Origin of the sequence: uncultured Sulfitobacter sp. (assembly GCF_947499945.1) — a bacterium.
In the GTDB taxonomy this organism is placed as follows: domain Bacteria; phylum Pseudomonadota; class Alphaproteobacteria; order Rhodobacterales; family Rhodobacteraceae; genus Sulfitobacter.
On record NZ_CANMQD010000003.1, the window covers coordinates 1 to 25,832 of the forward strand.

General features: G+C 56.6%; 25 protein-coding genes. 15 read left to right on the forward strand and 10 right to left on the reverse strand.

Translation table 11 applies throughout. The features are described 5' to 3' along the window. Positions 1–345: 345 nt before the first annotated feature. Both Q0775_RS13570 and Q0775_RS13575 read right to left on the reverse strand, forming a co-directional pair. A complete protein-coding gene (locus Q0775_RS13570) occupies positions 346–708 on the reverse strand; it encodes a hypothetical protein (protein WP_298861833.1) in 363 nt (120 codons plus the stop codon). After that, positions 709–981 (reverse strand): hypothetical protein, encoded by a 273-nt coding sequence (locus tag Q0775_RS13575; RefSeq protein WP_298861836.1) that lies wholly within the window; start codon positions 979–981, stop codon positions 709–711. Between the two features lie 148 nt (positions 982–1,129). Between Q0775_RS13575 and dusA the strand changes: the two genes are divergently transcribed. From dusA to Q0775_RS13600, 5 genes are all read left to right on the forward strand, one after another. Then, positions 1,130–2,149: a tRNA dihydrouridine(20/20a) synthase DusA gene (dusA, locus tag Q0775_RS13580; protein WP_298861840.1), complete on the forward strand. Its 1,020-nt coding sequence runs from the start codon at positions 1,130–1,132 to the stop codon at positions 2,147–2,149. A gap of 30 nt (positions 2,150–2,179) precedes the next feature. After that, the gene (locus Q0775_RS13585; protein ID WP_298861842.1) at positions 2,180–3,004 is read left to right on the forward strand and encodes a sulfite exporter TauE/SafE family protein; all 825 of its coding nucleotides are present in this window, start codon (positions 2,180–2,182) and stop codon (positions 3,002–3,004) included. Then, positions 3,001–3,753 (forward strand): hypothetical protein, encoded by a 753-nt coding sequence (locus tag Q0775_RS13590; protein WP_298861844.1) that lies wholly within the window; start codon positions 3,001–3,003, stop codon positions 3,751–3,753. The genes Q0775_RS13585 and Q0775_RS13590 overlap by 4 nt, the downstream gene beginning before the upstream one ends. Then, positions 3,735–4,598, forward strand: a complete 864-nt coding sequence (locus Q0775_RS13595) for a DMT family transporter (RefSeq protein WP_298861847.1) — start codon at positions 3,735–3,737, stop codon at positions 4,596–4,598. Before Q0775_RS13590 ends, Q0775_RS13595 begins: the two co-directional genes overlap by 19 nt. 117 nt (positions 4,599–4,715) lie before the next feature. Next, on the forward strand, positions 4,716–4,946 hold the full coding sequence (locus Q0775_RS13600) for a hypothetical protein (RefSeq protein ID WP_298861850.1): 231 nt from the start codon (positions 4,716–4,718) through the stop codon (positions 4,944–4,946). 39 nt (positions 4,947–4,985) lie between these two features. Here Q0775_RS13600 and Q0775_RS13605 read toward each other — a convergent pair whose 3' ends face one another. From Q0775_RS13605 to ccmI, 3 genes are read right to left on the reverse strand one after another with little or no spacing between them, the layout of a single operon-like run. Beyond that, on the reverse strand, positions 4,986–5,222 hold the full coding sequence (locus Q0775_RS13605; RefSeq protein WP_298861853.1) for a DUF1289 domain-containing protein: 237 nt from the start codon (positions 5,220–5,222) through the stop codon (positions 4,986–4,988). A gap of 3 nt (positions 5,223–5,225) precedes the next feature. After that, a complete protein-coding gene (gene ruvX, locus Q0775_RS13610) occupies positions 5,226–5,711 on the reverse strand; it encodes a Holliday junction resolvase RuvX (RefSeq protein ID WP_298861856.1) in 486 nt (161 codons plus the stop codon). Further along, positions 5,708–6,937, reverse strand: a complete 1,230-nt coding sequence (gene ccmI, locus Q0775_RS13615) for a c-type cytochrome biogenesis protein CcmI (protein WP_366863650.1) — start codon at positions 6,935–6,937, stop codon at positions 5,708–5,710. Before ccmI ends, ruvX begins: the two co-directional genes overlap by 4 nt. Before the next feature lie 252 nt (positions 6,938–7,189). On the opposite strand from ccmI, the gene Q0775_RS13620 reads away from it, so the two are divergent. Beyond that, entirely contained in the window at positions 7,190–8,434 is a 1,245-nt protein-coding gene (locus tag Q0775_RS13620; protein ID WP_298861859.1) for a sarcosine oxidase subunit beta family protein, read from the forward strand. A gap of 5 nt (positions 8,435–8,439) precedes the next feature. Here the strand turns inward: Q0775_RS13620 and Q0775_RS13625 are convergent, their stop codons facing one another. Then, positions 8,440–8,634: a hypothetical protein gene (locus Q0775_RS13625; protein WP_298861862.1), complete on the reverse strand. Its 195-nt coding sequence runs from the start codon at positions 8,632–8,634 to the stop codon at positions 8,440–8,442. A gap of 50 nt (positions 8,635–8,684) precedes the next feature. On the opposite strand from Q0775_RS13625, the gene Q0775_RS13630 reads away from it, so the two are divergent. The 5 genes from Q0775_RS13630 (at position 8,685) to Q0775_RS13650 (ending at position 13,855) form a co-directional block, all read left to right on the forward strand. Beyond that, entirely contained in the window at positions 8,685–9,008 is a 324-nt protein-coding gene (locus Q0775_RS13630; protein ID WP_298861865.1) for a sarcosine oxidase subunit delta, read from the forward strand. A gap of 64 nt (positions 9,009–9,072) precedes the next feature. Next, entirely contained in the window at positions 9,073–12,090 is a 3,018-nt protein-coding gene (locus Q0775_RS13635; protein ID WP_298861868.1) for a sarcosine oxidase subunit alpha family protein, read from the forward strand. Then, positions 12,083–12,658 (forward strand): sarcosine oxidase subunit gamma family protein, encoded by a 576-nt coding sequence (locus Q0775_RS13640; RefSeq protein ID WP_298861871.1) that lies wholly within the window; start codon positions 12,083–12,085, stop codon positions 12,656–12,658. The genes Q0775_RS13635 and Q0775_RS13640 overlap by 8 nt, the downstream gene beginning before the upstream one ends. Positions 12,659–12,733: 75 nt before the next feature. Then, positions 12,734–13,165 (forward strand): hypothetical protein, encoded by a 432-nt coding sequence (locus Q0775_RS13645; RefSeq protein ID WP_298861874.1) that lies wholly within the window; start codon positions 12,734–12,736, stop codon positions 13,163–13,165. 90 nt (positions 13,166–13,255) lie between these two features. Beyond that, positions 13,256–13,855: a superoxide dismutase gene (locus tag Q0775_RS13650; protein WP_298861877.1), complete on the forward strand. Its 600-nt coding sequence runs from the start codon at positions 13,256–13,258 to the stop codon at positions 13,853–13,855. Positions 13,856–13,965: 110 nt separating this feature from the next. On the opposite strand, the gene Q0775_RS13655 is transcribed toward Q0775_RS13650, so the two are convergent. Further along, on the reverse strand, positions 13,966–14,535 hold the full coding sequence (locus Q0775_RS13655; RefSeq protein WP_298861880.1) for a TIGR00730 family Rossman fold protein: 570 nt from the start codon (positions 14,533–14,535) through the stop codon (positions 13,966–13,968). Positions 14,536–14,661: 126 nt separating this feature from the next. Here Q0775_RS13655 and Q0775_RS13660 point away from each other — a divergent pair, with 126 nt between their 5' ends. Both Q0775_RS13660 and Q0775_RS13665 read left to right on the forward strand, forming a co-directional pair. Then, on the forward strand, positions 14,662–15,786 hold the full coding sequence (locus tag Q0775_RS13660) for a LysM peptidoglycan-binding domain-containing protein (RefSeq protein ID WP_298861882.1): 1,125 nt from the start codon (positions 14,662–14,664) through the stop codon (positions 15,784–15,786). A 56-nt stretch (positions 15,787–15,842) separates the two neighbouring features. Then, positions 15,843–17,693, forward strand: coding sequence for an ABC transporter ATP-binding protein/permease (locus Q0775_RS13665; protein ID WP_298861885.1), 1,851 nt, complete (start codon positions 15,843–15,845; stop codon positions 17,691–17,693). Positions 17,694–17,798: 105 nt separating this feature from the next. On the opposite strand, the gene Q0775_RS13670 is transcribed toward Q0775_RS13665, so the two are convergent. The 3 genes from Q0775_RS13670 to Q0775_RS13680 all read right to left on the reverse strand — a co-directional run bounded on the left by Q0775_RS13670 (position 17,799) and on the right by Q0775_RS13680 (position 23,410). After that, positions 17,799–18,263: a DUF302 domain-containing protein gene (locus Q0775_RS13670; RefSeq protein WP_298861888.1), complete on the reverse strand. Its 465-nt coding sequence runs from the start codon at positions 18,261–18,263 to the stop codon at positions 17,799–17,801. Between the two features lie 93 nt (positions 18,264–18,356). After that, positions 18,357–22,178, reverse strand: a complete 3,822-nt coding sequence (locus Q0775_RS13675) for an efflux RND transporter permease subunit (protein WP_298861891.1) — start codon at positions 22,176–22,178, stop codon at positions 18,357–18,359. Next, positions 22,175–23,410: an efflux RND transporter periplasmic adaptor subunit gene (locus Q0775_RS13680; RefSeq protein WP_298861894.1), complete on the reverse strand. Its 1,236-nt coding sequence runs from the start codon at positions 23,408–23,410 to the stop codon at positions 22,175–22,177. The genes Q0775_RS13675 and Q0775_RS13680 overlap by 4 nt, the downstream gene beginning before the upstream one ends. 242 nt (positions 23,411–23,652) lie before the next feature. Between Q0775_RS13680 and Q0775_RS13685 the strand changes: the two genes are divergently transcribed. After that, positions 23,653–24,336 (forward strand): hypothetical protein, encoded by a 684-nt coding sequence (locus tag Q0775_RS13685; RefSeq protein WP_298861897.1) that lies wholly within the window; start codon positions 23,653–23,655, stop codon positions 24,334–24,336. A gap of 65 nt (positions 24,337–24,401) precedes the next feature. Further along, positions 24,402–25,775, forward strand: a complete 1,374-nt coding sequence (locus Q0775_RS13690; RefSeq protein WP_298861900.1) for a PQQ-binding-like beta-propeller repeat protein — start codon at positions 24,402–24,404, stop codon at positions 25,773–25,775. Positions 25,776–25,832 lie beyond the last annotated feature (57 nt).

The following is a 25,832-nucleotide window of genomic DNA, read 5'->3' on the forward strand; positions in this document are numbered from 1 at the left end:
GTTTCAGTCCCATAGTCAGTCTACTTTGTTGCAGTAAATGCTATCAAAGGAGCGGCATCAAACCGCGACAGGTCCAATCGCGATGCCAAGGAGTTTACATGCATGGGTAAACTGCCTGCTGATCGTGCTTGTATTATATGGGAAAACCCGAACTATCTCTCGTTCGCCATCGCGTGCAATGATATGTTTTGCCTCGTCGGTCAGAGTTGTGATGGTGTCGATGCCCTCTGGGCGCCGCGGTTGCTTCATGCCGGTTACAAGGATTTCGTCTTCTTCACAATCATCCGATCTGATGCTCGTGATTTCGGACTGGCGTCTACATTCAAAAATTGCGAACGCAAAAACCTAATGCATCGGAATGCACGGCTTGTTTCTTTCATACAGACTTGAGAAATGCTGCATTCGCTTTTCGAGCTCTTCATCGGTAGGCTGCCGATCTCGCACTTGGGATGTACCTGCAAGGCCATGCCGACGAGCAGCTCTTTTCCTTCGATCGAGCGCGTCTAAGCACACATCATACGCAGAACCAAAATCATCCTCGGCGACAGCGAGGATGTGACAAACATGGGTCAGGTAACTGGATACGATAGCTGGTGCGCGGTTCCCGAGCGCCAGTTCTTCCGCAAAGTCACGTACATCGTGGGAGGAAACGTTTTCAAGTTTGATTTCGGAAAACCTGTACCTGCCATCAGCAACAAACTTGATCACCTACAGTCTGGGACTTTTCAATAGGACCCTATTGCTCTCGATATATTTTGTCACAGCATAAGCTACGGTGAGGGACAGCTCAGGCTTTTGCGTAAATGTTGTGGGGCCGTCACTCTTGATCTGTTGCTCCATCTTCTGTGCCCATGCATTTGCCGTAATACGGCGGTCAAATGTGGCAGGTTTCTTGTGCCGCTTGCCATCAACACGCATGACAACCGCGACCTTGTATGCGGAAGTGTCGTCCGCGCGTTTACGTTTTTCGATAGATGCCATATTCAGTCCTCTAGTGGTCGGTGCTAACCTGTCCCCCATATCAGAATAGTGTCTCCTACGTGGGGGGCAGAACAATCAAAAGAGCGAGAATGTGCTGGAAATGTCTGATATAAGACAACCTTTAGGACAAAGAGTTTCCCAGCGAAATATGGGAAAAGCCATGGTTTCAAGAGCGGCGCGTCTGAGTGTGGCGCCGATGATGGACTGGACCGACACCCATTGCCGGACGTTACACCGCCTCATGAGCCGTCACACGCTGCTTTATACCGAGATGGTAACATCGCCTGCTTTGGTGCGCGGGCATGCACTTCATCTGTTGGATCACAATCCGAGTGAGCATCCCGTGGCCCTGCAACTGGGCGGGTCTGATCCGGCAGAGTTGGCGGAGGCGGCTCGGCTGGGAGCGCAAGCAGGATATGACGAGATTAACCTCAATGTCGGGTGTCCGTCGGACCGTGTTCAGTCTGGTGCCTTTGGCGCAGTACTGATGAAGGATCCTGCTTTGGTCGCGAAATGCGTCAATGCCATGCAACGCGCAGTGGATGTCGAGGTCACGGTGAAGTGCCGCATCGGCGTCGATGATCAAAACGCAGAAGAAGTTCTGCCTGAGTTCTTGAGCCGGATGGTGGGGGCGGGCATTGAGCGGATGACAATCCATGCGCGTAAGGCGTGGCTAAACGGGCTGAGTCCGAAAGAAAACCGCGATATCCCGCCGCTGGATTATCCACTCGTCCACCGCATGAAAGAGCTGTTCCCCAATCTGCACATCTCTCTCAATGGCGGGATCACCACGCTCGAGGCGGCGGAGGCAGCGCTTGATGGGGGGATGGACGGTGTGATGATCGGACGCGCGGCCTATCACCAACCCGCCGAGATCCTGTGTCAGGCGGATCGTCGTATTTTTGGCGAGGGCGAGGATACCTCTGCCGAGGATGTCGTTCTTGCCATGCTGCCATACATCGAGGCGCATTTGGACAAGGGCGGTAAGCTGCAACAAGTCACGCGGCATATGATGGGCCTTTTTGCGGGCCGCCCCGGTGCGCGTATCTGGCGACGTATATTGTCCGAAGGTGCGCATGTAGAGGGGGCGGGGACTGCCCTTGTCAAAGAAGCGCTTGACCAAATCGCGCATCAAAGCGCTCTGGCAAGCGAAGCGCGTGCAGTGTAGCACTTTGACAAATCAAACAGGAGCGCCACGATGCCAGAGACATTTTTACTGATCCAGATGGCTGTGCTGCTTTTGGTAATTGGCGCTTTTGCTGGTGTACTGGCCGGTCTTTTGGGTGTGGGAGGCGGCATCGTACTGGTGCCTGCGTTTTTCTATGCGTTTCAGACGCTTGGCTATGGCGGTGACCAGTTGATGCAGATCTGTCTGGCAACGTCGCTGGCAACGATTATCGTTACCTCTGTCCGCTCGGTTCTGTCGCACAATAAGAAAGGCGCGGTGGATTGGGAAATACTGCGTACGTGGGCGCCGGGCATTGTGATTGGTGCTGTAGTAGGCATGCTTGTGGTGTCTGGTCTACGCTCTAGCACATTGCAGGCCATCTTTGGTGTGCTGGCCCTCATTGTTGGCCTTTACATGGGATTTGGCCGTTCGGAATGGCGGCTGGGGCAGGCGATGCCAAAGGGTGTTGCGCGTGCGGCCTTGTCACCTGCTGTCGGGTTTCTGTCTGTGTTGATGGGCATTGGTGGCGGCAGTTTCGGTGTGCCGTTGATGAGTTTGTACAACACTGCCATTCACCGCGCAGTGGCGACTGCCGCAGGGTTTGGCGTTGTGATCGCAACACCTGCGGTGGTCGGTTTCCTTTTTGTGACGGTTGATCCTTTAACGCGACCTCCGTTTACCATTGGTGCGGTTAATCTCGTGGCCTTTGTGCTGGTGATTGCAATGACGCTGATCACGGCCCCCCTTGGGGCAAAACTGGCCCATGCCATGGACCCCAAACCGCTCAAGCGGGTCTTTGCCGTGTTCTTGGTGCTGGTGGCGCTCAACATGTTGCGTAAGGCGCTGATGGGGTGACGGGGGCAGACGGTTTCAGGGTTTTTGACCATGATCCGCGTACAGCCGCCTGGGCGCAGGCCGCATTGGGCGAAGCGCGCAAGATCGCCGCTGATCCAAAGATGCGAGGCCCTGATAATCTGCGCCACGGTCAGACTTGGTTTGTTGGTGTTGACGCTTTGGCCAGCGGACATGATGGCAGCATCGCTGGCGTGCCCCTTGCAGGACCGTGGAAGCCTTTCGTAGCGGAGTTGCCGCAACACAAGGCGCAACTGTCGATTATCTATGCAGGCTATCCCAAACAGGATGCGGATGAGAGTGACGCCAACCATCGTTACCGCCGCACCCGCGCGGCGGCTCATGTGGATGGATTGTTACCAATGGGTAAATTGCGGCGGCGCTTTGCGCTGGAATACCACGCATATATTCTATCGCTCCCCCTGAACGACGTGACACATAGCCCAACCGTCGTCTGGAGGGGAAGTCAGCAGATCATGCAGGCCGCCCTGCGCCGCGCCATCGGTGAGGGGCCTGTAGCGCAGGTTGATATTACCGATGCCTATCAAGCAGCCCGCCGCGAGGTGTTCGAGACCTGCGAGCAGGTACCGCTCCTGCTTAAACCCGGCCAAAGCGCGCTGCTGCATCCCTTTGTGTTGCATGGCACACAGGCGTGGGGTGATGACCCAGATCCCACAGGTGAGGGGCGTATGATCGCGTTTTTGCGACCTGAATGCGCGGGTGGTGCAACCGAATGGCTGGCCACCCCGTGACCACAACAGTCTTTTTCGCCGTCCTTACCGCCGCGTTTTTGCACGCTGCATGGAACGCGATGGTGAAGGGGGGCGTGGATAAGCGGGTCACGATGGCGGCTGTCATGTTGGGCCATGTGCCTCCCGCGACACTGGCGCTTTTATTCGTCCCGACCCCGTCAATCGAGAGTTTACCATGGATGTTTGCAGGGATACTGGCCCATCTTGGGTATCAGGTGTTCTTACTGGGAGCCTATACAAAAGGCGACCTGAGCCAAGTCTATCCTATCGCCCGTGGATTGGCACCGCTGCTGGTCACGGGGGTGTCCGTTGTGATGCTCGGCGAGCGGCTGTCGCTGCTGGAAACCGTCGCCGTTGGCATGATTGCGATGGGGTTGATGAGCATGGCATTACTGAGGGGCGCTGACGGTGCACGCAATGCTGAAGCGGTGAAACTTGCGCTGACGACCGGCTGCTTCATAGCGTCCTATTCATTGATCGACGGTTATGGTGCGCGTGTTTCGGGCAGCCCTGTGGGGTTTTATGCGTATCTCGGGACGGTCAATGCGGTGCTCTTTGCGATCTATATCCGCCTGCGCCACCCCGGTGTGTTGACCACAATGGCCACCAGTGCGCGGCGTGTGTTCATCATCGGGGGCACAGCGTCTTTTGCTGCCTATGCCATTGTTATCTGGTCCTTTACCCAAGCGCCGATCGCACTTGTTACAGCCCTGCGGGAGACAAGCATCGTATTTGCGGTCCTGATTGGCGTAGTGATTTTCAAAGAACGGCTGGACCGCAGCAAGGTAATCGCCGTGGCCGCGACCCTGCTGGGTGCCGGTCTTTTGCGTGTGGCACAATTGTAACCGTTTCGCCTCTGCACACAATTATCTTTTCCTTGCCATATTGTTGCCCAAACGAATTGGGATGTACGCTCAACGCACGCCCCCGCAAGAGGGGCAATTTGAGCATGAGGCAGGGCTATGAAACAGATCATTACAGGACCATTTGGCCGATTGGCCTATCACGATGCAGGGATGAGCGATACTGGTCTCTACCCGGCACTGAACGCGCCATGCTGTGAGTTCGCGCGGGGCAAGAAATTGGTCGCCGCAAATGATACGGGTGGATTAACAGTGCTTCAGATGCCACGACAGATGCGTCGCCGCGCTGCTGTTGCGATGTTTGGCAATCCTACGAAACGCGAAGTCTAAGTCCTCAAACGCCATTCATTTGATCTCGCTACTGTCGGATTAGGGTTTACCTGCCAGCCGTGCTGCACGGCCCCCGCGCCGTTTAGAGAACGCACCTGCACGCGATGGCAGGTCATCCATCACCGCGCGACGTACTTCCGCACTCATCTTTGACCATGCGCCAATCTCGTCGATCGAACGCAAACAGCCCGTACACAGGCGGCTCTCGGGGTGAATGACGCAAATTTTGATGCAGGGGCTTTCGACCTCGGCACGTTTCCAGACTTCATCACTCATCTTTTATCCTTCCTGCACGCGGCGTATTACGCGCAACCTGTCTAGAACCCCTTGCAGGATATACCCTGCCGCTACGTGATCGATTACCTCTGCACGACGCTTGCGCGACGTATCCGCCTCCAGCAACGCCCGTTCTGCTGCAACAGTCGACAACCGCTCGTCCCAATAGCCGATGGGCAGGGCGGGGTGCAGGCGGTCAAAATTGCGTGCAAAGGCCCGTGTCGACTGGCAGCGCGGCCCCTCGGAGCCATCCATATTGAAGGGCAGGCCAAGGATCAGACCCCCGATCCCCCGCTCGGCGATAATCTCGCCCAACCGCGCAGCATCCAGACCAAACTTCTTGCGCTTTACGGTTTCCAGTGGGGTCGCGACAGATAAGAAGCTGTCTGTGACAGCCACCCCGATGGTCTTTTCGCCCAGATCAAGGCCTATAAGCGCACGCATGGGGGGGACCGCAGCTGCGAAGGCCTTAATGTCTTCATGTATCAATCGACCACTCCCGCATCGCGGCCTGCGGCGTTGATCATATCCAATGCGTTTGGATCATCTGCAAAGACTTCAATGGCGTTGGCGTGGATTGCTTGCGCACGCTCCCACTCTCCCAACACACCCAGCGAGGAAATAAGGCGCGCCCAGTCACGGGCAGGGCCGCCTTCGGTTGCAAGGCGCTGGGACAGTCCGCTTACCATGCTGCCGATCATATCCATCCGCTCGGCAGGGGTCATGTCACGGGCGTTGTCGATATCCTCGGAACTGGGACCGCGCATCCCGCTACTGCCGATCTCGGGCAGGGCATAGCGCACGCCGGCAAGCTCGGCCAATTCTTCAATCTGGGCAACGATGGGCGGTATCCACGGAGCATCCTCGGGACCTGCACGCAGCAGGCCGTCCCAAATGCGAAACGCCTGATCAGGTCTCCCCGTCTGCAACAGCATCAGGCCAAGGTAATATCGTGCGGTGCCGCTGGTTCCATCTTGTGCGAGCGCTGCACGCAAGCTCATTTCCGCCTCGGGGGAGACATAGCCCCCCGCTGCAAGAACCTGTAATTCGCCCAAATCCGCAAGATCCTGCGCATTGACGCTGTCGCCTTTGAGCTTGGCAATCCGCAGCTGTGCTTCTTTCGCGGCGGCGAAATTTCCTATGCGCCGCTCCTGTTGCATCAATAGAGTGTGGCCCTGAATGTCGTCAGGCCGCTGAGCGACGGTGGTACGAAGCTGTTCCAGCAGGGTCTTATACCGCTCGTTCATATCGGCAGGGTCCACAAACGGCGGGAGGGAATTTTCGGCGACTTCCTGCGCGGGACGTGTTTTGCGCACTTCCTCGGCAAAGGCGATGCGGTCCTTGAGCGCCATATCACCATAGCCGGGTGCGCCTAACCACCAGTAAGTGCCAACACTTGCTGCCAGTCCGACAAGGATTAGCGCCAAAGCTACCGATGCGGGTGCCTTGCCGGTGCTTTGAGTCTCGTCCGACTGCGCCTTGTCGGCAGCGATGAGGCGTCGGGCCACTTCCGCATGAACGCGCTCCGCATCCGCTTTGCCGATGACGCCGCGTGCTACGTCACGGTCAACTTCAGCGAGTTGTGCGCGGTAGACATCGACATCCGATGCGGCTCTTGATCCAACTTGTCGGCTTCCACCGCGGATCACGGCGCTTGCAAGGATAAATGCAACCATCAGTGTGATCGCACCTGCGACAATCCAGAAACTCATCATGACGATCGATCTCCCGTTATTCTTGTCCCATGTAGTACGCGCAGCCCGCGATCAAAAGAGGGCAAAACCCATCCCGCGACGAATAGACCCTCTCTGATTATGCCCGCTTGCGGCGGATGTCGCAAAATTGATAAAGAGTGCCGCGCGGGGTATCCTCTTTTCCGGCTGTTCCCCCATGAAGAAGCCACGGGATACCCGATACCCCGAATCCATTCTTTATCTGCCCCACGATATGCTCCAAGGACACCAGCGATGAAAAAATACTCGGTATTTGCAGTGGCACGCGAAGCAATGCGCCACCACACAGGCTGGACCCGCGCTTGGCGGGATGCCGCCCCCAAAAAACGCTATGATGCGATCATCATCGGGGCAGGGGGGCACGGGCTAGCTACGGCGTATTATCTGGGCAAGAATTTCGGCATTACCAACGTCGCGATCCTCGAGAAGGGCTGGCTTGGCGGTGGCAACACGGGGCGCAACACAACCATAATTCGCTCCAACTATTTGCAGGATCCATCCGCCGCAATCTATGAAAAGTCGCGTTCGCTCTATGAGACGATGTCGCAGGATCTCAACTATAACGTGATGTTTTCCCCACGTGGCGTCATCATGCTTGCACAAACCGAACATGAGGTCCGTGGATACAAGCGCACAGCCCATGCCAACATGTTGCAAGGGGTCACAACCGAATTCATCACCCCCGCCAAGGTAAAACAGCTGGTTCCGATCATCAATATTGACGGTCCGCGCTATCCTGTCTTGGGCGGCTTGTGGCAGGCGCGTGGCGGTACGGCGCGACATGACGCAGTTGCTTGGGGCTATGCGCGTGCCTGTTCGGACATGGGTATGGACGTGATCCAGCAGTGTGAAGTTACTGGTATCCAACGTGAGGGTGGTAAGGTCACGGGTGTCAGTACAACAAAGGGCGATATCGGCTGTGACAAACTGGGCATCGTAGTCGCGGGCCATTCTGGTCATCTGGCCGATATGGCGGGGTTCCGCATGCCAATCGAATCTGTGGCCCTACAGGCTTTGGTCTCCGAACCGATCAAACCTTGCATGGATGTCGTTGTGATGGCCAACACGGTTCACGGCTATATGAGCCAGTCCGACAAAGGCGAAATGGTCATCGGCGGCGGCACTGACGGATACAACAACTATACCCAGCGCGGCTCGTTTCATCACATCGAGGAAACCGTCCGCGCGCTGATCGAGACATTCCCGATGGTCTCTCGCCTCAAAATGCTGCGCCAATGGGGCGGTATCGTGGATGTGACGGGCGACCGCTCCCCAATTCTATCCAAAACCCCCGTTGACGGCGTGTTCATCAACTGTGGCTGGGGCACAGGCGGGTTCAAAGCCATCCCGGGCTCCGGTTGGGCCATGGCTGAACTGATGGCCAAAGGCCGCTCGCCGCTCACCGATGCCTTTGGCATGGAACGCTTCACCGAAGGGCGGTTTATTGACGAGAGCGTTGCCGCAGGGGTGGCGCACTAATGATACTAGCGGTCAAATCCGGAAATGCGGTGGATGGTGGCATGTTCGGCTTGGATCTGGGCGGCATTCGTATGCGGATCGCGGCGTGCCTGCAAATTAAGGTCGTGCTTGAGAAGGTTGCGTTTGTTTTTTCTCTCGAAGAGAGCAATCGCCACGCCGATTACTGCGAAGGCGACGATGATCGCGAAAATCCATTCCATTCATCTGATGTGGGCGTAGCGCCCCGAAATTACAAGTTTGGAGCCTCTTAATGCTAATCGTATCCTGCCCCAACTGCGGCATAACCGCTGAGGAAACCGAATTTCACGCCCATGGCGAAGCACACATCACGCGCCACACGGTAGGTTCGTCCGATGACCAGATGGAAACATATCTGTTCATGCGCAAAAACCCCAAGGGGGTGCATTTCGAGCGTTGGCGCCACCAGAACGGCTGCGGCAAGTGGTTCCATATGGCCCGCGATACGATGACGTTGGAAGTTTTTGGCACCTACTCGGCCCAGACCTACAACCCGCCCAAAGACCTGCTGGCCGAAATCGACGCAAAACGGCCCGGATGGCGGGACGTCTCGTGATGGATTTTCTTCATTCGGCCCTTAAACTCATTGCGCCCTCACACCCTACGCTGGAGCTAATTCTATGAGCACCCGTCTCGCAACAGGCGGCCGCCTGATCAACAAGTCCAACACGGTGAAGTTCCGCTTTAATGGCAAGCATATGCACGGCTATGAGGGAGATACGCTTGCCTCTGCCTTGCTTGCCAATGACCAGATGCTGGTGGGACGTTCGTTCAAATACCACCGTCCGCGGGGCATCGTGGCCGCAGGTCCAGAAGAGCCGAATGCCCTTGTAAACCTCGGCTCCGAAGGCAAGTTCGAGCCGAACGCCCGTGTCACCACGACCGAGCTGTTTGATGGTCTGCGCGCCGAGAGCCAGAACCACTGGCCCAGCCTTGAGTTCGACGTGGGCGCGATCAACAAGCACCTTAGCCGCTTCTTACCCGCTGGATTCTATTACAAGATGTTCATCCATCCACGGCCTTTGTGGAAGCACGTTTATGAGCCGATCATCCGCCATTCGGCAGGCCTTGGCCGTGCGCCAAAGACGCGTGATGAGGACACTTACGAGCATTTCTATGCGTTCTGCGATGTTTTGGTCGTTGGCGGCGGTGTTGCAGGGCTGGAAGCGGCCCGCGCAGCGGCCCTGTCAGGTGCACGTGTTATCGTGCTGGAGCAGACGGCCCATTGGGGCGGTCGCACGCCCGTAGATGGCGGCGAGATCGACGGCGCGCCCGCGCAGACTTGGATCGATGCAACGCTCGCGCAGCTGGCAGGTATGCAGAACGTCACTCTGCGCACCCGCACCATGGGCGCTGGTGTTTACGATCACGGTTATGTGCTGGGCTACGAACAGTTGACCGACCATGATCCTGATAAGCCAGGCCCACGTCACCGCCTCTGGCGTATTCGTGCAGGTCACGTGATCACGGCCACAGGGGCGATTGAGCGTCCGCTCAGTTTTGCTGGCAATGACATTCCGGGTGTGATGCTAGCGGCCGCTGTACGCGACTATGTGGTGAATTTCGGTGTCTCCGTTGGCGACCGTACCGTTGTGGTGACAAATAACGACGATGCCTACCACACGGCCTTTGCGCTCAAGCATGCTGGTCTTGATGTGCCTGCTATCCTCGATGCACGCGACATCAAGCAAGATAGCGAAGTGATGACGCAGGCCCGTGCATTGGGCATCCGCGTTATGATGGGTCATGCGATCTCATCGGTAAAAGGCGGCAAGCGTGTGACAGGGGTCACCGTCTGCGCCCAAGCAGGCGAAGGCGCTGTGCTTGAAGAGATTAGTTGCGATGCGGTTGCCATGTCAGGCGGCTGGTCCCCTGTTGTGCACCTATGGTCCCATTGTGGTGGCAAACTGATCTGGGATGAGGTCAATGCCTGCTTTAGTCCTGATCCAGATCGCCCTCCAAAGGGTGCGGACGGGGGGCAATTTGTGTCCACAGCAGGGGCGGCCTCTGGCAGTTTCCAGCTGGATGATGCGCTCAACGATGCTTTTGCTGCGGCAGACGGTACTCTGCGCTGTCTGGGCATGAAACTGCCCCGCGAAGCGAAGGCCGCCAAGGGGAGCCGCCGCGAGGAGGCACCGATGGCACCTGTTTGGCTGATGCCGCAAGGAGCAAGCGTGAAGCTGCGTGAGAAAGCATGGCTGGACTACCAAAACGATGTCAAAGTGTCCGACGTGCGTCTCGCCGCCCAAGAGGGCTTTGTCTCTGTTGAGCATGCCAAACGCTACACCACTTTGGGCATGGCGACTGATCAAGGTAAATTGAGTAATATCAATGGTCTTGCAACCTTAGCTAATGCATTGGGTGAGGCAATTCCGAATGTTGGAACCACCACATTCCGCCCACCATACCATCCGATTTCAATGGCCTCTATCGGCGGCGAAGCACGTGATGCAGTATTTCAGCCTATCCGACGCACGCCGATGCACGACTGGCACGATGCGAACGGTGCCGAGTGGGAGCCCGTGGGCCAGTGGCGGCGCCCCTATGCTTACCGACGCGGGGGGGAAAGCACCCATGATGCTGTAAGCAACGAAGTGAAAAACACTCGCGAGAACATGGGTCTGCTAGACGCTTCCACTTTGGGCAAGCTCATCGTCAAAGGGCCTGATGCAGGCAAGTTCCTCGACATGCTCTACACCAACATGATGAGCACGCTGAAGATCGGCAAATGCCGCTATGGCCTGATGTGTAACGACAACGGTTTCCTGATCGACGATGGCGTTGTTGCGCGCATCGACGAGGACACGTGGCTGTGCCACACTACGACAGGCGGCGCAGAAAGCATTCACGCCCATATGGAAGAATGGCTTCAAACCGAGTGGTGGGACTGGAAAGTTTATGTCGCCAATGTAACCGAGCAATTTGCCCAGATCGCCGTGGTTGGGCCCAATGCTCGCAAGGCGCTGGAAAAGCTTGGTGGCATGGATGTTTCCAAAGAGGCCTTGGGCTTCATGGAGTGGGCAGATGGCGAGATTGGCGGCTTTAAATGCCGCGTCTATCGCATCTCCTTCTCAGGGGAACTGTCCTACGAGATTGCAGTCAATGCAAGCGTCGGGCTGGCCTTTTGGGAGGCGCTGATGGCTGTTGGCGAAGATCTGGGCCTCAGACCCTATGGCACCGAGGCGCTACACATCTTGCGGGCGGAGAAGGGCTTTATCATGATCGGGGACGAGACGGATGGCACGGTCATTCCGCAGGACCTCAATCTGCATTGGGCGCTGTCCAAAAAGAAAGAAGATTATCTGGGCAAACGCGCGCACCTGCGCTCCCATATGGCTGATCCGAACCGCTGGAAGCTGGTGGGGCTTGAGACCGTTGACGGTGCGGTGCTGCCGGATGGCGCTTATGCCGTAGGCACCGGCAAAAACGACAATGGTCAGCGCAACATGATCGGCCGCGTCACATCGAGCTATTATTCGCCGACATTGGATAAGGGCATCGCAATGGGGCTGGTTCATAATGGGCCTGACCGCATGGGCGAAGTTCTCGAGTTTCCGGGTACAGATGGTGTGACCTATAGTGCGCGGATTGTTGATCCAGTGTTCTACGATAAAGAAGGGGAGAAGCAGAATGTCTGATCCAGTTTCCGCGTTGAAGAACGCCACATATGTCGCTGATATTGCTGAAATAAAAGAAGTTGGTCCCGTGGGGATGATCACGCTGCGCGGTGATCTAGCGTCTAAGCCAGTGCAAAAAGCATGCATGACTGCGGCAGGTTTGAAAATTCCCCAACAGCGACATTGCTTCACGCAGGATGGCAACAGTATTGCGTGGATGTCACCTGATGAGGTGCTTATCATCTGCGCCTACGACGATGTGGCGGCAATGTTGGGAAAGCTCAACAATGCACTTAAAGGCAGCCACGCCTTGGCTGCAAATGTCTCCGACGCACGCGCCGTTTTCGACGTGAGCGGCCCCTCTGCGCGCGAGGTAATGGCAAAACTGGCACCTGTTGACCTTGATCCAAGCCAGTTTACCGCAGGCATGTTCCGCCGCACACGCATCGCACAGGTGCCTGCCGCCTTCTGGATGCCGCAAGAGGACATGTTCCGCGTGATCTGCTTTCGCTCTGTTGCGCAATACGTCTTCGACGTACTTGGTGTCGCGGCGCAGCCTGGCTCGGAGGTTGGGGTGTTCCGACGCTAAGCTACCGATAACATTTACTTTCCCTTCCGTCTTAGGTAACGATGCGTTAAATGAATGCTATCAGGAGTTGTTGTGATGTTAAGCCGTGTTTTGTGCATTGTAGGTCTAATGAGTGCGCTGGCGACACCCGCGTTTGCAGCAAGACAGTTTTATGCCTGTGATGTGGACGCAAAGCGTTCGTTGGGATGGGTCTCTCCTAAAATGGGCTTTGTCTTTGACGGTAAGGGTGGGGTGCAGGTTATTGATGGCGTGATCATGCATTTCATTGGCAAACCTGTTGCTGCGCGCGTCAGGGCGCAGGGCGATACCCTGCGCATCACATGGTCTATCTCTGGCGCAAGGGACAAAGCTGGTCAGATTATTCCTGGTCTGGGGTATATCGCAACGCTGAACACCAAGACCAAGTCGGTCTCGGTGATTTCAAAATCAGGCAGTTTTCCTCAGCGCTTTACGGGCAAGGGGACATGCAAAATACGGAAAAATGCAAAAGGCTTCCTGAGGGGGTGAACAAAAGATTGCGCATGCCAGCCCTTGACGAGAGCGCATTGCGCGCTTCATGTGAGCCATACCCTTTTTTAACTTTTGAGGAGGCCCATAATGGCTTTTGAACTTCCCGATCTTCCCTATGCCCACGACGCCCTCGCATCCAAAGGGATGAGCGCCGAGACGCTGGAATTCCACCACGACAAGCACCACAACGCCTATGTAACGAACGGCAACAAGGCGATTGAAGGCACTGAATGGGCTGGTAAGTCCCTCGAAGAGATCATCAAAGGCACCTACGACGCGTCCAGCGTTGCCCAAAGCGGCATCTTCAACAACATTTCCCAGCTGTGGAACCACAACCAGTTCTGGGAAATGATGGGGCCAAACGACAGTGCCATGCCATCCGAGCTTGAGAAGGCCCTGATCGAGAGCTTTGGCTCCGTGGACAAGTTCAAGGACGAGTTCAAAGCCGCTGGCGCAGGCCAGTTCGGCTCGGGCTGGGCATGGCTGGTGAAGGACACAGATGGCGGCCTGAAGGTCACCAAGACCGAGAACGGCGTTAACCCGCTGTGCTTTGGCCAGACAACGCTGCTGGGCTGTGACGTGTGGGAGCACTCCTATTACATCGACTTCCGTAACGCGCGCCCTGACTACCTGACAAATTTCCTCGATAATCTTGTGAACTGGGAAAACGTAGCTTCTCGTATGTGATCTGAGGGTGGCCCTTGAAGTCACCATTTCATTATACGTTCCAAGATAAATCTAAAGGAAAGCCCCGCAATCATCGCGCTGCGGGGCTTTCCTTTGAGCGGTGAGAAGCGTTAACCTGTTGTTAAGTCGCCGTCCAATGCCGCCAGCACGGCTTGTGCATCAGGCACCCAAGTCAGGAACTCCAGCAAGCTTTGATCGGCAAACCCCCGAGCGGCAACATGGTTCATCAGTTGCTTTAACGGGTCCCAGTAGCCATTTGTATTAACAATATAAATTGGCTTCGAATGCAGGCCCAACTGACGCCACGTGAGCACCTCGAACAGCTCGTCCAGTGACCCAGCGCCACCAGGCAAAACGACCAGTGCATCGCAGTTCATGAACATCACTTTCTTACGCTCGTGCATGGTCTCGGTCACGATGTAGCGAGTCAGGTCCGTTTTGCCGACTTCCCACGCGACCAGATGGGCGGGAATCACGCCGAAGGTGTCGCCGCCTGCATCTTGGGCCGCACGCGCTACGGTGCCCATCAGCCCGACATCGCCTGCGCCGTAAACCAATCGCCAGCCGTTCGCAGCGATACCCGTGCCCAAGCTTTTCGCATCGGCGATAAAGGCAGGGTCATCCCCTGCGCGAGAGCCGCAAAAAACGCAGACTGATTTGGCGGGGGCTATTGGGGACATTGGATACTCCTGCATCACTTGTGAGAATAAATCGGGCATACTGATTGGTGTTTTGACCCGTGATAGCCTCTCAGGTAAAAAGGCTCAACGCAGGTGATAACTGCAACCTCTTCAGGGAGCGCTGTGATGAGCAAATTGATGACAGGCCTTGGTGGCAATACAGGCGCGATTGTCGCGGGCGGCGGCATGATCGTGGCGCTGGCATTCGGTGCATATCTCGGCTTTGGCCGTGGGGGCGACGCGCCAGTTTCGACCGAAGCTGCCATGACCACTGAACCACAGGCTCCAGAGATCAAGTCTGAAATGGACGCAGGCGAACAGGCCATCCCCCAGACGGCCGAAACAAGGCCTGCCAAGCCCAGCTTTGACGAGCTGCGCCGCGAGACGGATGGAACAACTATTATTGCAGGCCGCGCCGAGCCGTTGAGCGATGTTAAGATTCTGGTGGATGGCGCTGAGGTTGCGACCACAAAAGCGGATAACACTGGCGGCTTTGCTGCTATCGCCTCTCTGCCCGCAAAAGACACGGCTCAGGTTGTGAGCTTGTCCGCGACAAGCGGCGAGGAGGTCACGGCCTCCACCGATGAGATATTGCTGGCGCCTTCGGTTGCGCCACCTGTGGCACAAGCAGTTGTTGAGGCCCCAAACGAGACTTCTACAGCAGAGCTACCCACGCCAATAGAAAATGCAACCAGTCAGCAAGCTGTTCAAGAGACAGCGGAGCCCCCCCGCATTGCAGTGCTGAAATCGGATGCGGAAGGGGTCAGCCTGCTGAACCCGGTTGTCGCGAGTGAGGTCGCACTGGACACCATCGGCTATTCTGACCTCGGCGAGGTGCAGCTGACGGGGCGTGCAAAGCCCGACACAGCGAAGGTTCGCGTGTATCTGGACAACCAGTCGGTCATCAGCTTGCCTGTTGACGCAGACGGGCGTTGGCGCGGTGATTTACCGAATGTGGACGAGGGGGTCTATACCCTCAGAGTAGACGAAGTGAACGCCCAAGGCACCGTGAGCAGCCGCGTCGAAACACCGTTCAAGCGTGAGTCTGCCGCCGTTCTGGCACAGGCCGTAGCCGGCATCGATGGGCCTATCAAATCAATCACCGTACAGGCAGGTGCGACACTTTGGGCGATAGCGCGGGATAGATATGGCGATGGTACGCTTTATCTGCGGGTGGTTGAGGCCAATGGCGACACGATACGTAATCCCGATCTGATTTATCCTGGACAGGTGTTTGATTTGCCAAACTAAGGTGGTCCTTGGGCGATAGACATTCTATGTAGTGAATGCACCGCATAGGAACTTCCATGACCGCTGACAGAGCCCGACCCAACCCGAACGCTACCCCCAAAAAAGAAGCTGTGACCGAAGAAGAGATTGCCGCTGAACAAGAGCGCCAATCCTCGTTGCGGGTGCTGCGTAAAGTTGCACCATATCTCTGGCCTGCGGACATGCCGTGGGTGCGCAAGCGTGTCGTCTGGGCGATGCTGGCGCTGATTGTCTCCAAGCTGGTAATTGTGGCAACACCGCAATTCTACCGCGGTGCCGTAGACGCGCTTGCGGGTGAGGGCGTGCCGATGTTTGCGCTCGGCGCGATCAGCCTTACCGTAGTCTACGGGATTGCCCGCATGATGGGCGTCGGGTTCCAGCAATTGCGTGATGCGATCTTTGCCCGTGTGGCACAGCGTGCCTTGCGGATGTTGGCCCTTGAGACATTCAACCACATTCACCGCCTCTCAATGCGCTATCACATGACGCGCAAAACAGGCGGCCTGAGCCGTATCATCGAACGCGGTGTAAAAGGCGTCGACTTCCTGCTGCGCTTTTTGCTGTTCAGCATCGGTCCGCTCATCCTTGAGTTGCTGCTGATCGGGATCATCCTCACGGTGCAATTCGACGCGAGCTATATGCTGGTCGTGGCGGTGACCATCGCCCTTTATGTCTGGTTCACATTTGCCGTGACCGAGTGGCGGGTAAAATTACGCCGCCAGATGAACGATCAGGACACCGACGCCAATCAAAAGGCAATCGACAGTCTACTCAACTATGAAACTGTAAAATATTTCGGCGCGGAGCAGCGTGAAGCCTTTCGCTATGATGGCGCGATGGAGAAATACGAGGAAGCGGCGATCAAGACGAACTACTCGCTCGCCTTCCTGAACTTTGGCCAAGCGGTGATTATTACTGCAGGTCTGATTGCCGTTATGGTGATGGCCGCAATCGGCGTGCAAAACGGTGAGCTGACCGTGGGCGAATTTGTGATGATCAACGCCTATATGATCCAGATCACTGTGCCGCTGAACTTCCTCGGGACGGTGTACCGTGAGATCAGGCAGTCCTTGGTGGATATGGGGCAGATGTTTGATTTGCTGGAACAGCCCTCCGAGGTGACGGACAAACCCGACGCTGTCGAGCTGAAGGTTACGGGCGGGCAGGTAGAACTCGACAACGTGCAGTTTGCCTATAACGAGGACCGTCAGATCCTTAACGGTGTGAGCCTTGTGGCCGAGCCGGGTGAAATGATTGCGATTGTCGGCTCTACGGGATCGGGCAAGTCGACGATCGGACGGCTGTTGTTCCGCTTTTACGATGTGCAGGGCGGCAGTGTGCGCATTGACGGCCAGGACGTGCGCGACGTGACCCAAAACTCGCTGCACCGCCAGATCGGTGTGGTGCCTCAGGATACCGTGCTGTTCAACGATACCATCGGGTATAACATCGCTTACGGTCGTGATGGCGCGACCCAAGCGGAGATTGAGGCCGCGGCCCAAGCAGCCCAAATCCACGACTTCATCAAGAGCTTGCCAGAGGGCTATGATACCTCCGTAGGGGAACGTGGGCTCAAGTTGTCGGGCGGTGAGAAGCAGCGTGTGGGCATTGCACGCACCTTGCTCAAGGACCCGCCTATATTGCTGTTGGACGAGGCGACAAGTGCGCTTGATAGCGAGACAGAGCACGAGATACAGGACGCGCTGCGCCAAGCAGGTCAGGGGCGCACCGTCATCACCATCGCCCACCGTCTGAGCACGATTGCAGAGGCGGACCGTATTATTGTGCTGGAGAAGGGTGTGGTCGTGGAGCAGGGTGCCCACGATGATCTGCTTACGAAAAATGGACGTTATGCCCAGCTCTGGTATCGCCAGCAAAACGAAGAGTGATCCCGCAGTCAGGCCCGCCCGATAGGCGGACCTGAAGATATTTTTGTGCATGCGCCCGTGTCACGGTGAGTGCTCTGGAACAGGCAGGCGTGTTTTGCTGCGGCGTTACTCCGCTGCGACCGCTTTGCCTGTCAGCTTGTCGAGCGCTCCGGTCATCATCTTGAGATAGGCGGCATCAGCGGGCAGGCCGTGGTCTGCGACAAGGCTGTTCGGGGCATGATATGTCACATGCACCACACCTTCGGAATCGGCATAGGCCAGAACGCGCAGGGGCAGGTCAAGGCCTGCAGTTTGCGCATCCTGCATCGCGGGGGTGCCCAGTTTCGGGTTTCCGAAAATCAGCAACTGGGTCGGGCGTAATTCTTGTTCGACCTTCATTGCACCGGCAGCGTGATCGACACGTGCAAATACCGTTGCACCCGCCGCAGTCACCGCAGCTTCGAGCCGGTCCATGGTTTCTGAGACGGAATGGGGGCTGGTCTTGGCGATCATCTCGGCATGTGCGGGGGCGGTGAGGGCTGCAATGCTCAAAACAGCGACAGCGGTCAGGTTCTTGAAGGGAAGAGGCATAGTGAATCCTTTTATAAAATACCAACATTGCAAAGCATAAGGCCCCCCGTAATCAATGCGAGGGGCCTTGTGTAACAATCAGGTGATGGTGCGTTATTCCGCCGGTTGGTTCGGCGTTACAGGGCGTGTCAGATCAAGAGTTTCGTCGCTCCACAGCAACTCGCCCGTGCGCGACCGCTTTGCCTCGCGCTGGAGCGCCCAGTCCCGTGCTGCGCGGCTGGCGCGGCCCATGGACATGCGCGCAAGAAGCTGTGCAATCCAGCCGACATAGGTGCTTGCCCAGACGCGGATCGCCAACAATGACGGCGTCAGGACCAGCGTGAGAACGGTCGCCACACCAAGGCCAAAGACAACAGCTGTTGCCAACTGCTTCCACCACAAGGCGGTGGGGCTGTCGATTGTATAACCGCCTTCGGCAAAATTGAGCGAGAGGCCGAACATCATTGGTGCAAGGCCCGCCATGGTGGTGATCGTGGTGAGTAATACAGGTCGGATACGCGCCTGCGCCGTGCGAATGATCGCCTCAACACGTGGCATATACTGGCTCAACTCCTGATAGGTATCGATCAGGATAATGTTGTTGTTCACCACAATGCCAGCAAGGGCCACAATCCCCGTCCCTGTCATAATGATCGAGAAGGTCTGGTCCATGACTAGCATACCGATCAGCACTCCTGCAGTGGACAGAACCACAGCAACTAGAACCAAAACAGCGTTGTAAAAGGAGTTGAATTGCGCCAGCAGGATGATGAACATCAGGCCAAGGGCTGCGGTAAATGCGGAGCTGAGAAACGCCTGACTGTCCGCCTGATCTTCCTGATCACCAGTCCATTCATACGAAATCCCGTCGGGAAGGTCCGCCGTTTCGATCCATTTTGTGATCTCAGCAATCCGTTCGTTCGCGTTGACGGGAACAAGGCGTAGCTTTTGGGCAGAATAGTCTTCCTGCAAGTTCAGATCAGCGGCGGCCGCAGTGCGGTCAGTGATCTTGTACCGTGTTCCTTCAGCGTCGTGGAAGTCATAATCTTCCCCCGCAGGGCGTAATGTGGCAAGGGTAACTGCTGCAGCGGGATCCCCTCCTGCGCGGGTTGCGGCGACGATCTTCATCAAGCCGGGGGTCACATCTGCCTTCACATCCATATAGCGTTGCTGGTCGATGCGGCTGATCTCGGCCAGTTTTGGGACAGGAGTGCGTGTGATAAAGTTCGAGAGAGGGATTAACCCGTCAGGCGTACGTACTTTCAGCGTATCAAGTGTTGAGAGCAAGCGGTCCTCCTCAGGGAGGCGAACACGTATCTCGATCTCTTCGTCCGAGGTGTCTACCCGCATAGTGTCCAGCAGCAAACCGCGTGTCACAAGCTGAACCATGGCGCCGACACTCAGCACATCCGCGCCGTATTGGCCTGCCTTCTCCACATCAACGTCGATTTGCCAGTCGATGCCGGGCAGGGGGCGCGTGTCTTCAATCAGAACCAACCCCGGCACGTCATCAAAATGCGCACGCGCCATGGCAGTCGCTTCCACCAGATGGTCAAAGCGGTCGCCCTTGAAGCGCAGGTGCACAGGCTTGCCCGAGGCAGGACCACGGTCAAGCGAGAGCACTTCAATCTGAATTCCAGGGATATTTGACAACTGCTCGGTCAGTTCTGCGATGATGATGTCCCCGTCGAGTTCAGGGTTCATCATGCGGTCTTCCCACGCGATTGTTTCGAACTGGATTTGCCCGACAAGGTCTTTGGGCGCTTGGGAGCCGCCTGTGTTACTGTCCAATCCGCCCTCGCCAGCAAAGGCAAATGCAGTTGCGATACCGGGGTGTGCAATGACGACTTCTTCGGCCTCCCGCAGCAGATCGTCCTTCTCATTCAGTGAGAGGTTCCCACGGGCAAGGACATAAACAATGGCCTGCTCGGGCTCGGATTCCACAAAGAATTCAACCCCTTTGGAGTTGTTGGAGAAGTAAATTACCGTCGTGCCGACAAAGACAAACACCGCGCCCGCCATGACAAGAGGCATCACCGGATTGCCCGCGATGAACTCGATCACACGGCCAAATCGCGAGCGTTTGTATCCTGCGTTGATGCGGTTGCTTTCCTTGCGGAACAGCTTGGATGCCAACCACTGACCCCATTTGCCAAAACGCGTGAGAATGGCAAAAACGGCAAGCAAGAACAGCATGAACCCGCCAAGTGCGAGCAAGAGAACTGCAACGCCGATGAGGACAAGGCCGAACACTTTGATAAAGGTGGGGATAACTGACGATAGCAGGTCAAGACCGTCCATGGCGGTAAACTGTGCGCCGATCCAACCGAACAAGGTGCCAGAGGCCAGCAAAGACAACGCAGGAACGATCATGGCGAATGCGGCAGGAAATAGCAGGATGTGCAGGTACCACGGCAGGCTTGCAATACGCTCCATATTTGCGGCCATCCACTGCTCTAGACGGCCCGTGACACCGCCCATAACAGGAAGATAAACAAGCGCCACGACCAGCGAGGCGGAGAGCACAAAAATCAGGGTGACAGGCAACATGCCCATGAATTGCCCAGGGACGCCGGGCCAGAACAGCATCGGCAAAAAGGCGCAAAGCGTGGTCGCTGTAGAGGAGATCACAGGCCAAAACATCCGCTTGGCGGATTCCACATAGGCGGCCATCGGGCCTGCGCCTTCTTGTTGTTTCTGGTCGGCGTATTCGACCACAACAATCGCGCTATCCACCAGCATTCCCACAGCTAGAATAAGGCCAAACATCACGATGTTGGAAATCGAAATCCCCATGAGCGCAAGAAAGGCGAAACACAGCAGAAACGATGTTGGAATGGCAAAACCGACCAACAATGCCGCACGGATACCGAGGGCGGCAAGCACCACGATCATCACCAGCGCAATCGCGGTGAAAACAGAACCCAAAAGCTGCTGCACCATGCTGTCGACAACGCGGCTTTGATCGTTCGAAGTGCCCACTTCAACGGCTGCTTTCAACTCATCCGGCCACTGCGCACTGGCCTCTGCGACGGCAAGTTTCACCGCGGATGCGGTATCAATGAGGTTGAAACCTTTGCGCTTGACCACTTGGAGCGCCACGGAGGGTTCACCATCAAAACGCGCTGTTCCAAGACGATCCTCAAACGTCAGGTGGATTTCCGCGAGATCACCCAGCGTGACCACACGGTCGCCGTTGGTTTTGACAGGCAAGTTATAAACGTCGCGCGGATCATCAAAGCTGGATGGAATTTTCACCGCGAAAGAGCCAGAGCGGCTCTCGACTTCGCCTGCTGCGATCAACTGGTTGTTGTTCTGGACGGTCTGGATCAACTCATTGGCGGTAACGTCATAGGATTCCAGCTTGAGCGGATCGATCAGCACTTCGAGCATTTCGTCGCGGTTGCCTGCGATACCCGCCTCAAGAACGGCTTCCATACCTTCAAGATCATCCTGAAGCTGCTTTGCATAGCGTGCCATGGTCCGTTCGGGGACTGGGCCTGTAAGATTGACGATAATGATGGGAAATTCGGAGAAGTTTATCTCGTTGATGGAATAGGTTTCCGCGCCGTCCGGAAACTGGGACTCGGCAGTGCCCATAGCATCGCGTACATCTGCGATGATGGAAGTTTTGTCCCAACCGAATTCAAACTCCAGTGCCAGACCTGCATAGTTCTCTGCGGCGGTGCCTGTCATGGTTTTCAGGCCGTCCAAGTCGCTCAGCTCGGTCTCCATCGGCTTGAGCAGGAGTGTCTCCGCATCCGATGCAGAAATACCGGGAAAGGGGACAGAGACAAAAAGCGCGGGGATTTCGATGTCGGGCTCACCCTCTTTGGGCAGGGTGGTATAGGCATAAGCCCCGACAACGAGACTCAGCAGGATAAAGGCGAGAACCATCCGTGCACGAGAGGCGGCCCAATCAACGATACCTGTCATTGTGTCACCTCACGCATGGTCGGTGCAACTTCGACACCCTCGACCACATACTCCTGACCTACAACGATGATGTTCGCCTCTTGGGGCAGGCCTGTGACCCATGCGCCGTTGATCGTATCGCGCACCAAATTGATTTCGTGGAACTCGACGATGTTGGCATCATCCACCAGCCTAAGACCCAACGCACCCTCGTCATTGAGGGTCAGTGCGCTTTGCGGCACCAGATGGGCATTTGCCCCAGCGGACGAAATCAGGATTTCAGCGGTTTGACCGTCGCGGATTGCAAGATCGGGATTTGGTACTTCGATTTCGGTAAGGAAAGTCCGCGTTGTGGGATCGGAAGAGCGCGATACGAACGTGACCCGTCCCTGCACTTCGCCGCCACCAGCAGCAAGGCGCGCGCCTGCAATGGCACCAACCTGCACGCGGTTTACCTGCGCTTCTGGGATGAAGCCGACCAATTTAATCGGGTTCAGCTGTACAATCGTGGCGCAAAGTGCGCCGGGCTGCAGCAAGGAGCCAAGCTCGGCTGTGTCACTCTCGAGCAGTCCTTTGAACGGAGCCTTGATCACCAGACGGGCAAGTTCCGCTTCAGCGCTGGCAATAGCGGCTTGCGCCCCCTCGATGCCAGAGCGTGCTGCACTCAGCCCTGATTGGGCCGAGCTGACGCCTGCTTGGGCTGTGGCCACCGCTGCATCAGAACTCGCGACGCGGGAGGTCGAGGCAAACCCATCTTCTTTCAAGCGGGAGGAGGCGTTCTGGTTAATCTTGGCTTCTTCAAGGCGGGCTTGGGCTTCTTGCACACGGGCTTCTGCTTCGGGGACGCGCGATTGTGCTTCGGCCAGTTGCGCCCGTGCTTGGCTCAGCGCAGCACTGCGCGTACCTTCATCCAGTTTACACAAGATTTGACCAGCTTCGATTAACGTGCCTTTGCGCAGTGGCTCTGAAACGACAACGGCAGAAGTTTCGGCGCGCACATCAACTTGGCGAGCGGCGGCTGTTTGTCCGCGCAACACAACGGCGCTGTCGATATTTTGCCCCATTACTTTCTGCACGACAACCTTTACGCGTTTATCTGCAAGCTTGGCGTTCAGCGTATTTGCGGTGGCAGGCTCGGCTGTGACTTCCTCTTTACTCATGCCGAAGAACGCCATGAGCGTTGGACGCTCAAGCACTGCCATATAAAGAAGAACCGCCAGTGCAATGGCAGCAAGAATTGGAAAAATACGCATGCGAAGCCTCGTCTATTGCGACGGCGCAGAGGGAGATGCGACATACATCCATACAAAAGCCCGTCTTTGCGCTCTATGTAGTGCAACAAGCCGGCGCTGGACAGTTCACAACCCGTTTTTTTTCACACAGTATATATGCGTACCAGTAGGCGATGCATTTGTAGGCAGTCCCTTGGCCCTTGGCTTGGACCTATAGCTCCGCTAAGAGGGGCGAAACGCATTGAGACAAAGGCCAAAGCCGGATGAGTAATAGCGACGGATTTATTGAAGAAGTCACAGAAGAGTTGCGCCGTGACCAGATGATGGCAACGCTCAAGCGGTATGGCTGGATAGCCGTCTTGGTGGTGTTGCTGATCGTTGGTGGTGCTGCATTTTCAGAATATCGCAAGGCACAGACGCGCGCGCAGGCCGAAGGGTTGGGCGATGCCATCCTTTCCGCATTGAACAATGACGATGCCGCCGCAAGAGTTGCTGGATTACAAAGTGTCGAGGCAGGCAGTGCGCAGGCATCTGCCATGCTGGCGCTGCTTACGGCCTCTGAGCAATTGGCCGCAGATGATCTTGAAGGCGCAATTGCGAATTTGAACACGGTTGCGATTAACGGTGAAATTCCGCTGATTTATCGCCAGATCGCCCAATTCAAAGCGCTGACCCTTCAGTCCGATACAATGCCTGCCGCCGAGCGCAAGCAGGGGTTTGAGGCGCTTGGCGCTGCGGGGAGTAATTTGAGCTTGCTTGCGCAAGAGCAGCTTGCCCTTATCGCCATTCAGGAAGGTGACGTCGAAAGTGCGATTGCGACATATCAGGCCGTGCTGAGCGATGCGGGTGTGACACCGGACTTGCAACAACGCGCATTGCAGGTGATTGTAGCGCTGGGCGGGGAGCCTGAACTGAACGGTACCCCAACCGACGAGAATAACGGATAAGAATGCTGACATTTGATCGTTGCAAGGCGCAGCGACGGGGAGAGGCAGACCAGAGTGAGCAGGCCATGACAGAATTTCGTACCCCATCGCACCCAAAGCGCTCAGTCGCGTCGCGTGCCTTCTTTGTTGGTATCCTTGGGGCCGCGACATTCCTCTCTGCATGTGCCGAACCCGAAATTGTTTTGCCGGGCCAGCGCGAAAACGTCCGCTCTGTACTTCAGGATCAAGGGGACACGGCGCAAGAGCAAGGCGCGTTCGAGGGCAATAGCAACCGCGCAATTTCACTTCCTGCTGCACGCGCAAATGCGGAGTGGTCCCAGACGTTCGGCAGCCCTGCCAACCGCGTGGTCCATCCCGCGCTCGGTGGGAGCCTGACCCTCCAGTGGGCCGCGAATATCGGCGAAGGCGATAGCCGCAAACATCGCATTACGGCTGATCCTGTTGTAGCAGGCAACCGCATCTTCACACTTGACGCACAATCGGTTGTTTCGGCGACATCCATTGCGGGTGCTACTTTGTGGCAGGCTGATTTGCGCCCTGCGCGTGATCAAGCAGGGGATGCCAGCGGTGGCGGCCTCGTTGTCGCGGGAGATACTGTTTATGTCTCCATCGGATTTGGCGTCTTGGCTGCGCTCGATGCAAACACGGGTGCTGTGCGTTGGACACAGCAGCTGGATGCGAGCGGCTCAGGCACGCCCACGGTTTCAGGCGATTTGGTCTATGTGACAGCTGGCGACAACACCGGCTGGGCCGTGAATCGCAAGGATGGCACAGTTGAATGGCAGATCGGCTCAACGGGTGATACCAATAACGTTCTGGGCGCACCCGCACCCGCGCTCACCGATGATCTGGCGATATTCGCCTTTGGCTCTGGCGAAGTGCAGGCCGTGTTCCGTCGGGGCGGGTTGAACCGATGGGATGCTTCGGTGCTTGGCAAGCGTCGCGGTCGCGCATTGAGCAATGTCTCTGACGTTACAGCAGCACCTGTTGTGTCGGGTGACCGTGTTTATGTCGGCAACCAGTCAGGCCGCATTGCCGCCCTTGATGTGGCATCTGGCGCACGTGTCTGGACTGCCCGCGAAGGGGCGATTGGTCCTGTCTGGCCTGTTGGTGGCAGTGTGTTTGCGGTTAGTGATTTAAACGAGTTGATCCGCCTTGATGCTGCTGATGGTTCAAAAATTTGGGGTGTAGAGCTGCCGAACTTTGTAAAGCGCAAGCCGCTCAAGCAAAGTCGGGTTGTTGCACATCACGGCCCAATCGTTGCGGGCGGCCGTGTGATCATCGCCTCTGGAGATGGTCAGTTGCGCAGCTTCGATCCTACTAATGGCGCGCTTGTATCTTCGGCAGAAATTCCCGGCGGTGCAACATCGGCACCTGTTGTTGCGGGTCGCACGCTTTATGTTGTGTCCAAAAACGGTCAATTGCTCGCCTATCGCTAGGCCTCGTTTGAGACAGGGCTTTCACAGTCACGTGCTTTGGGCTATGGCGCAGGTCTA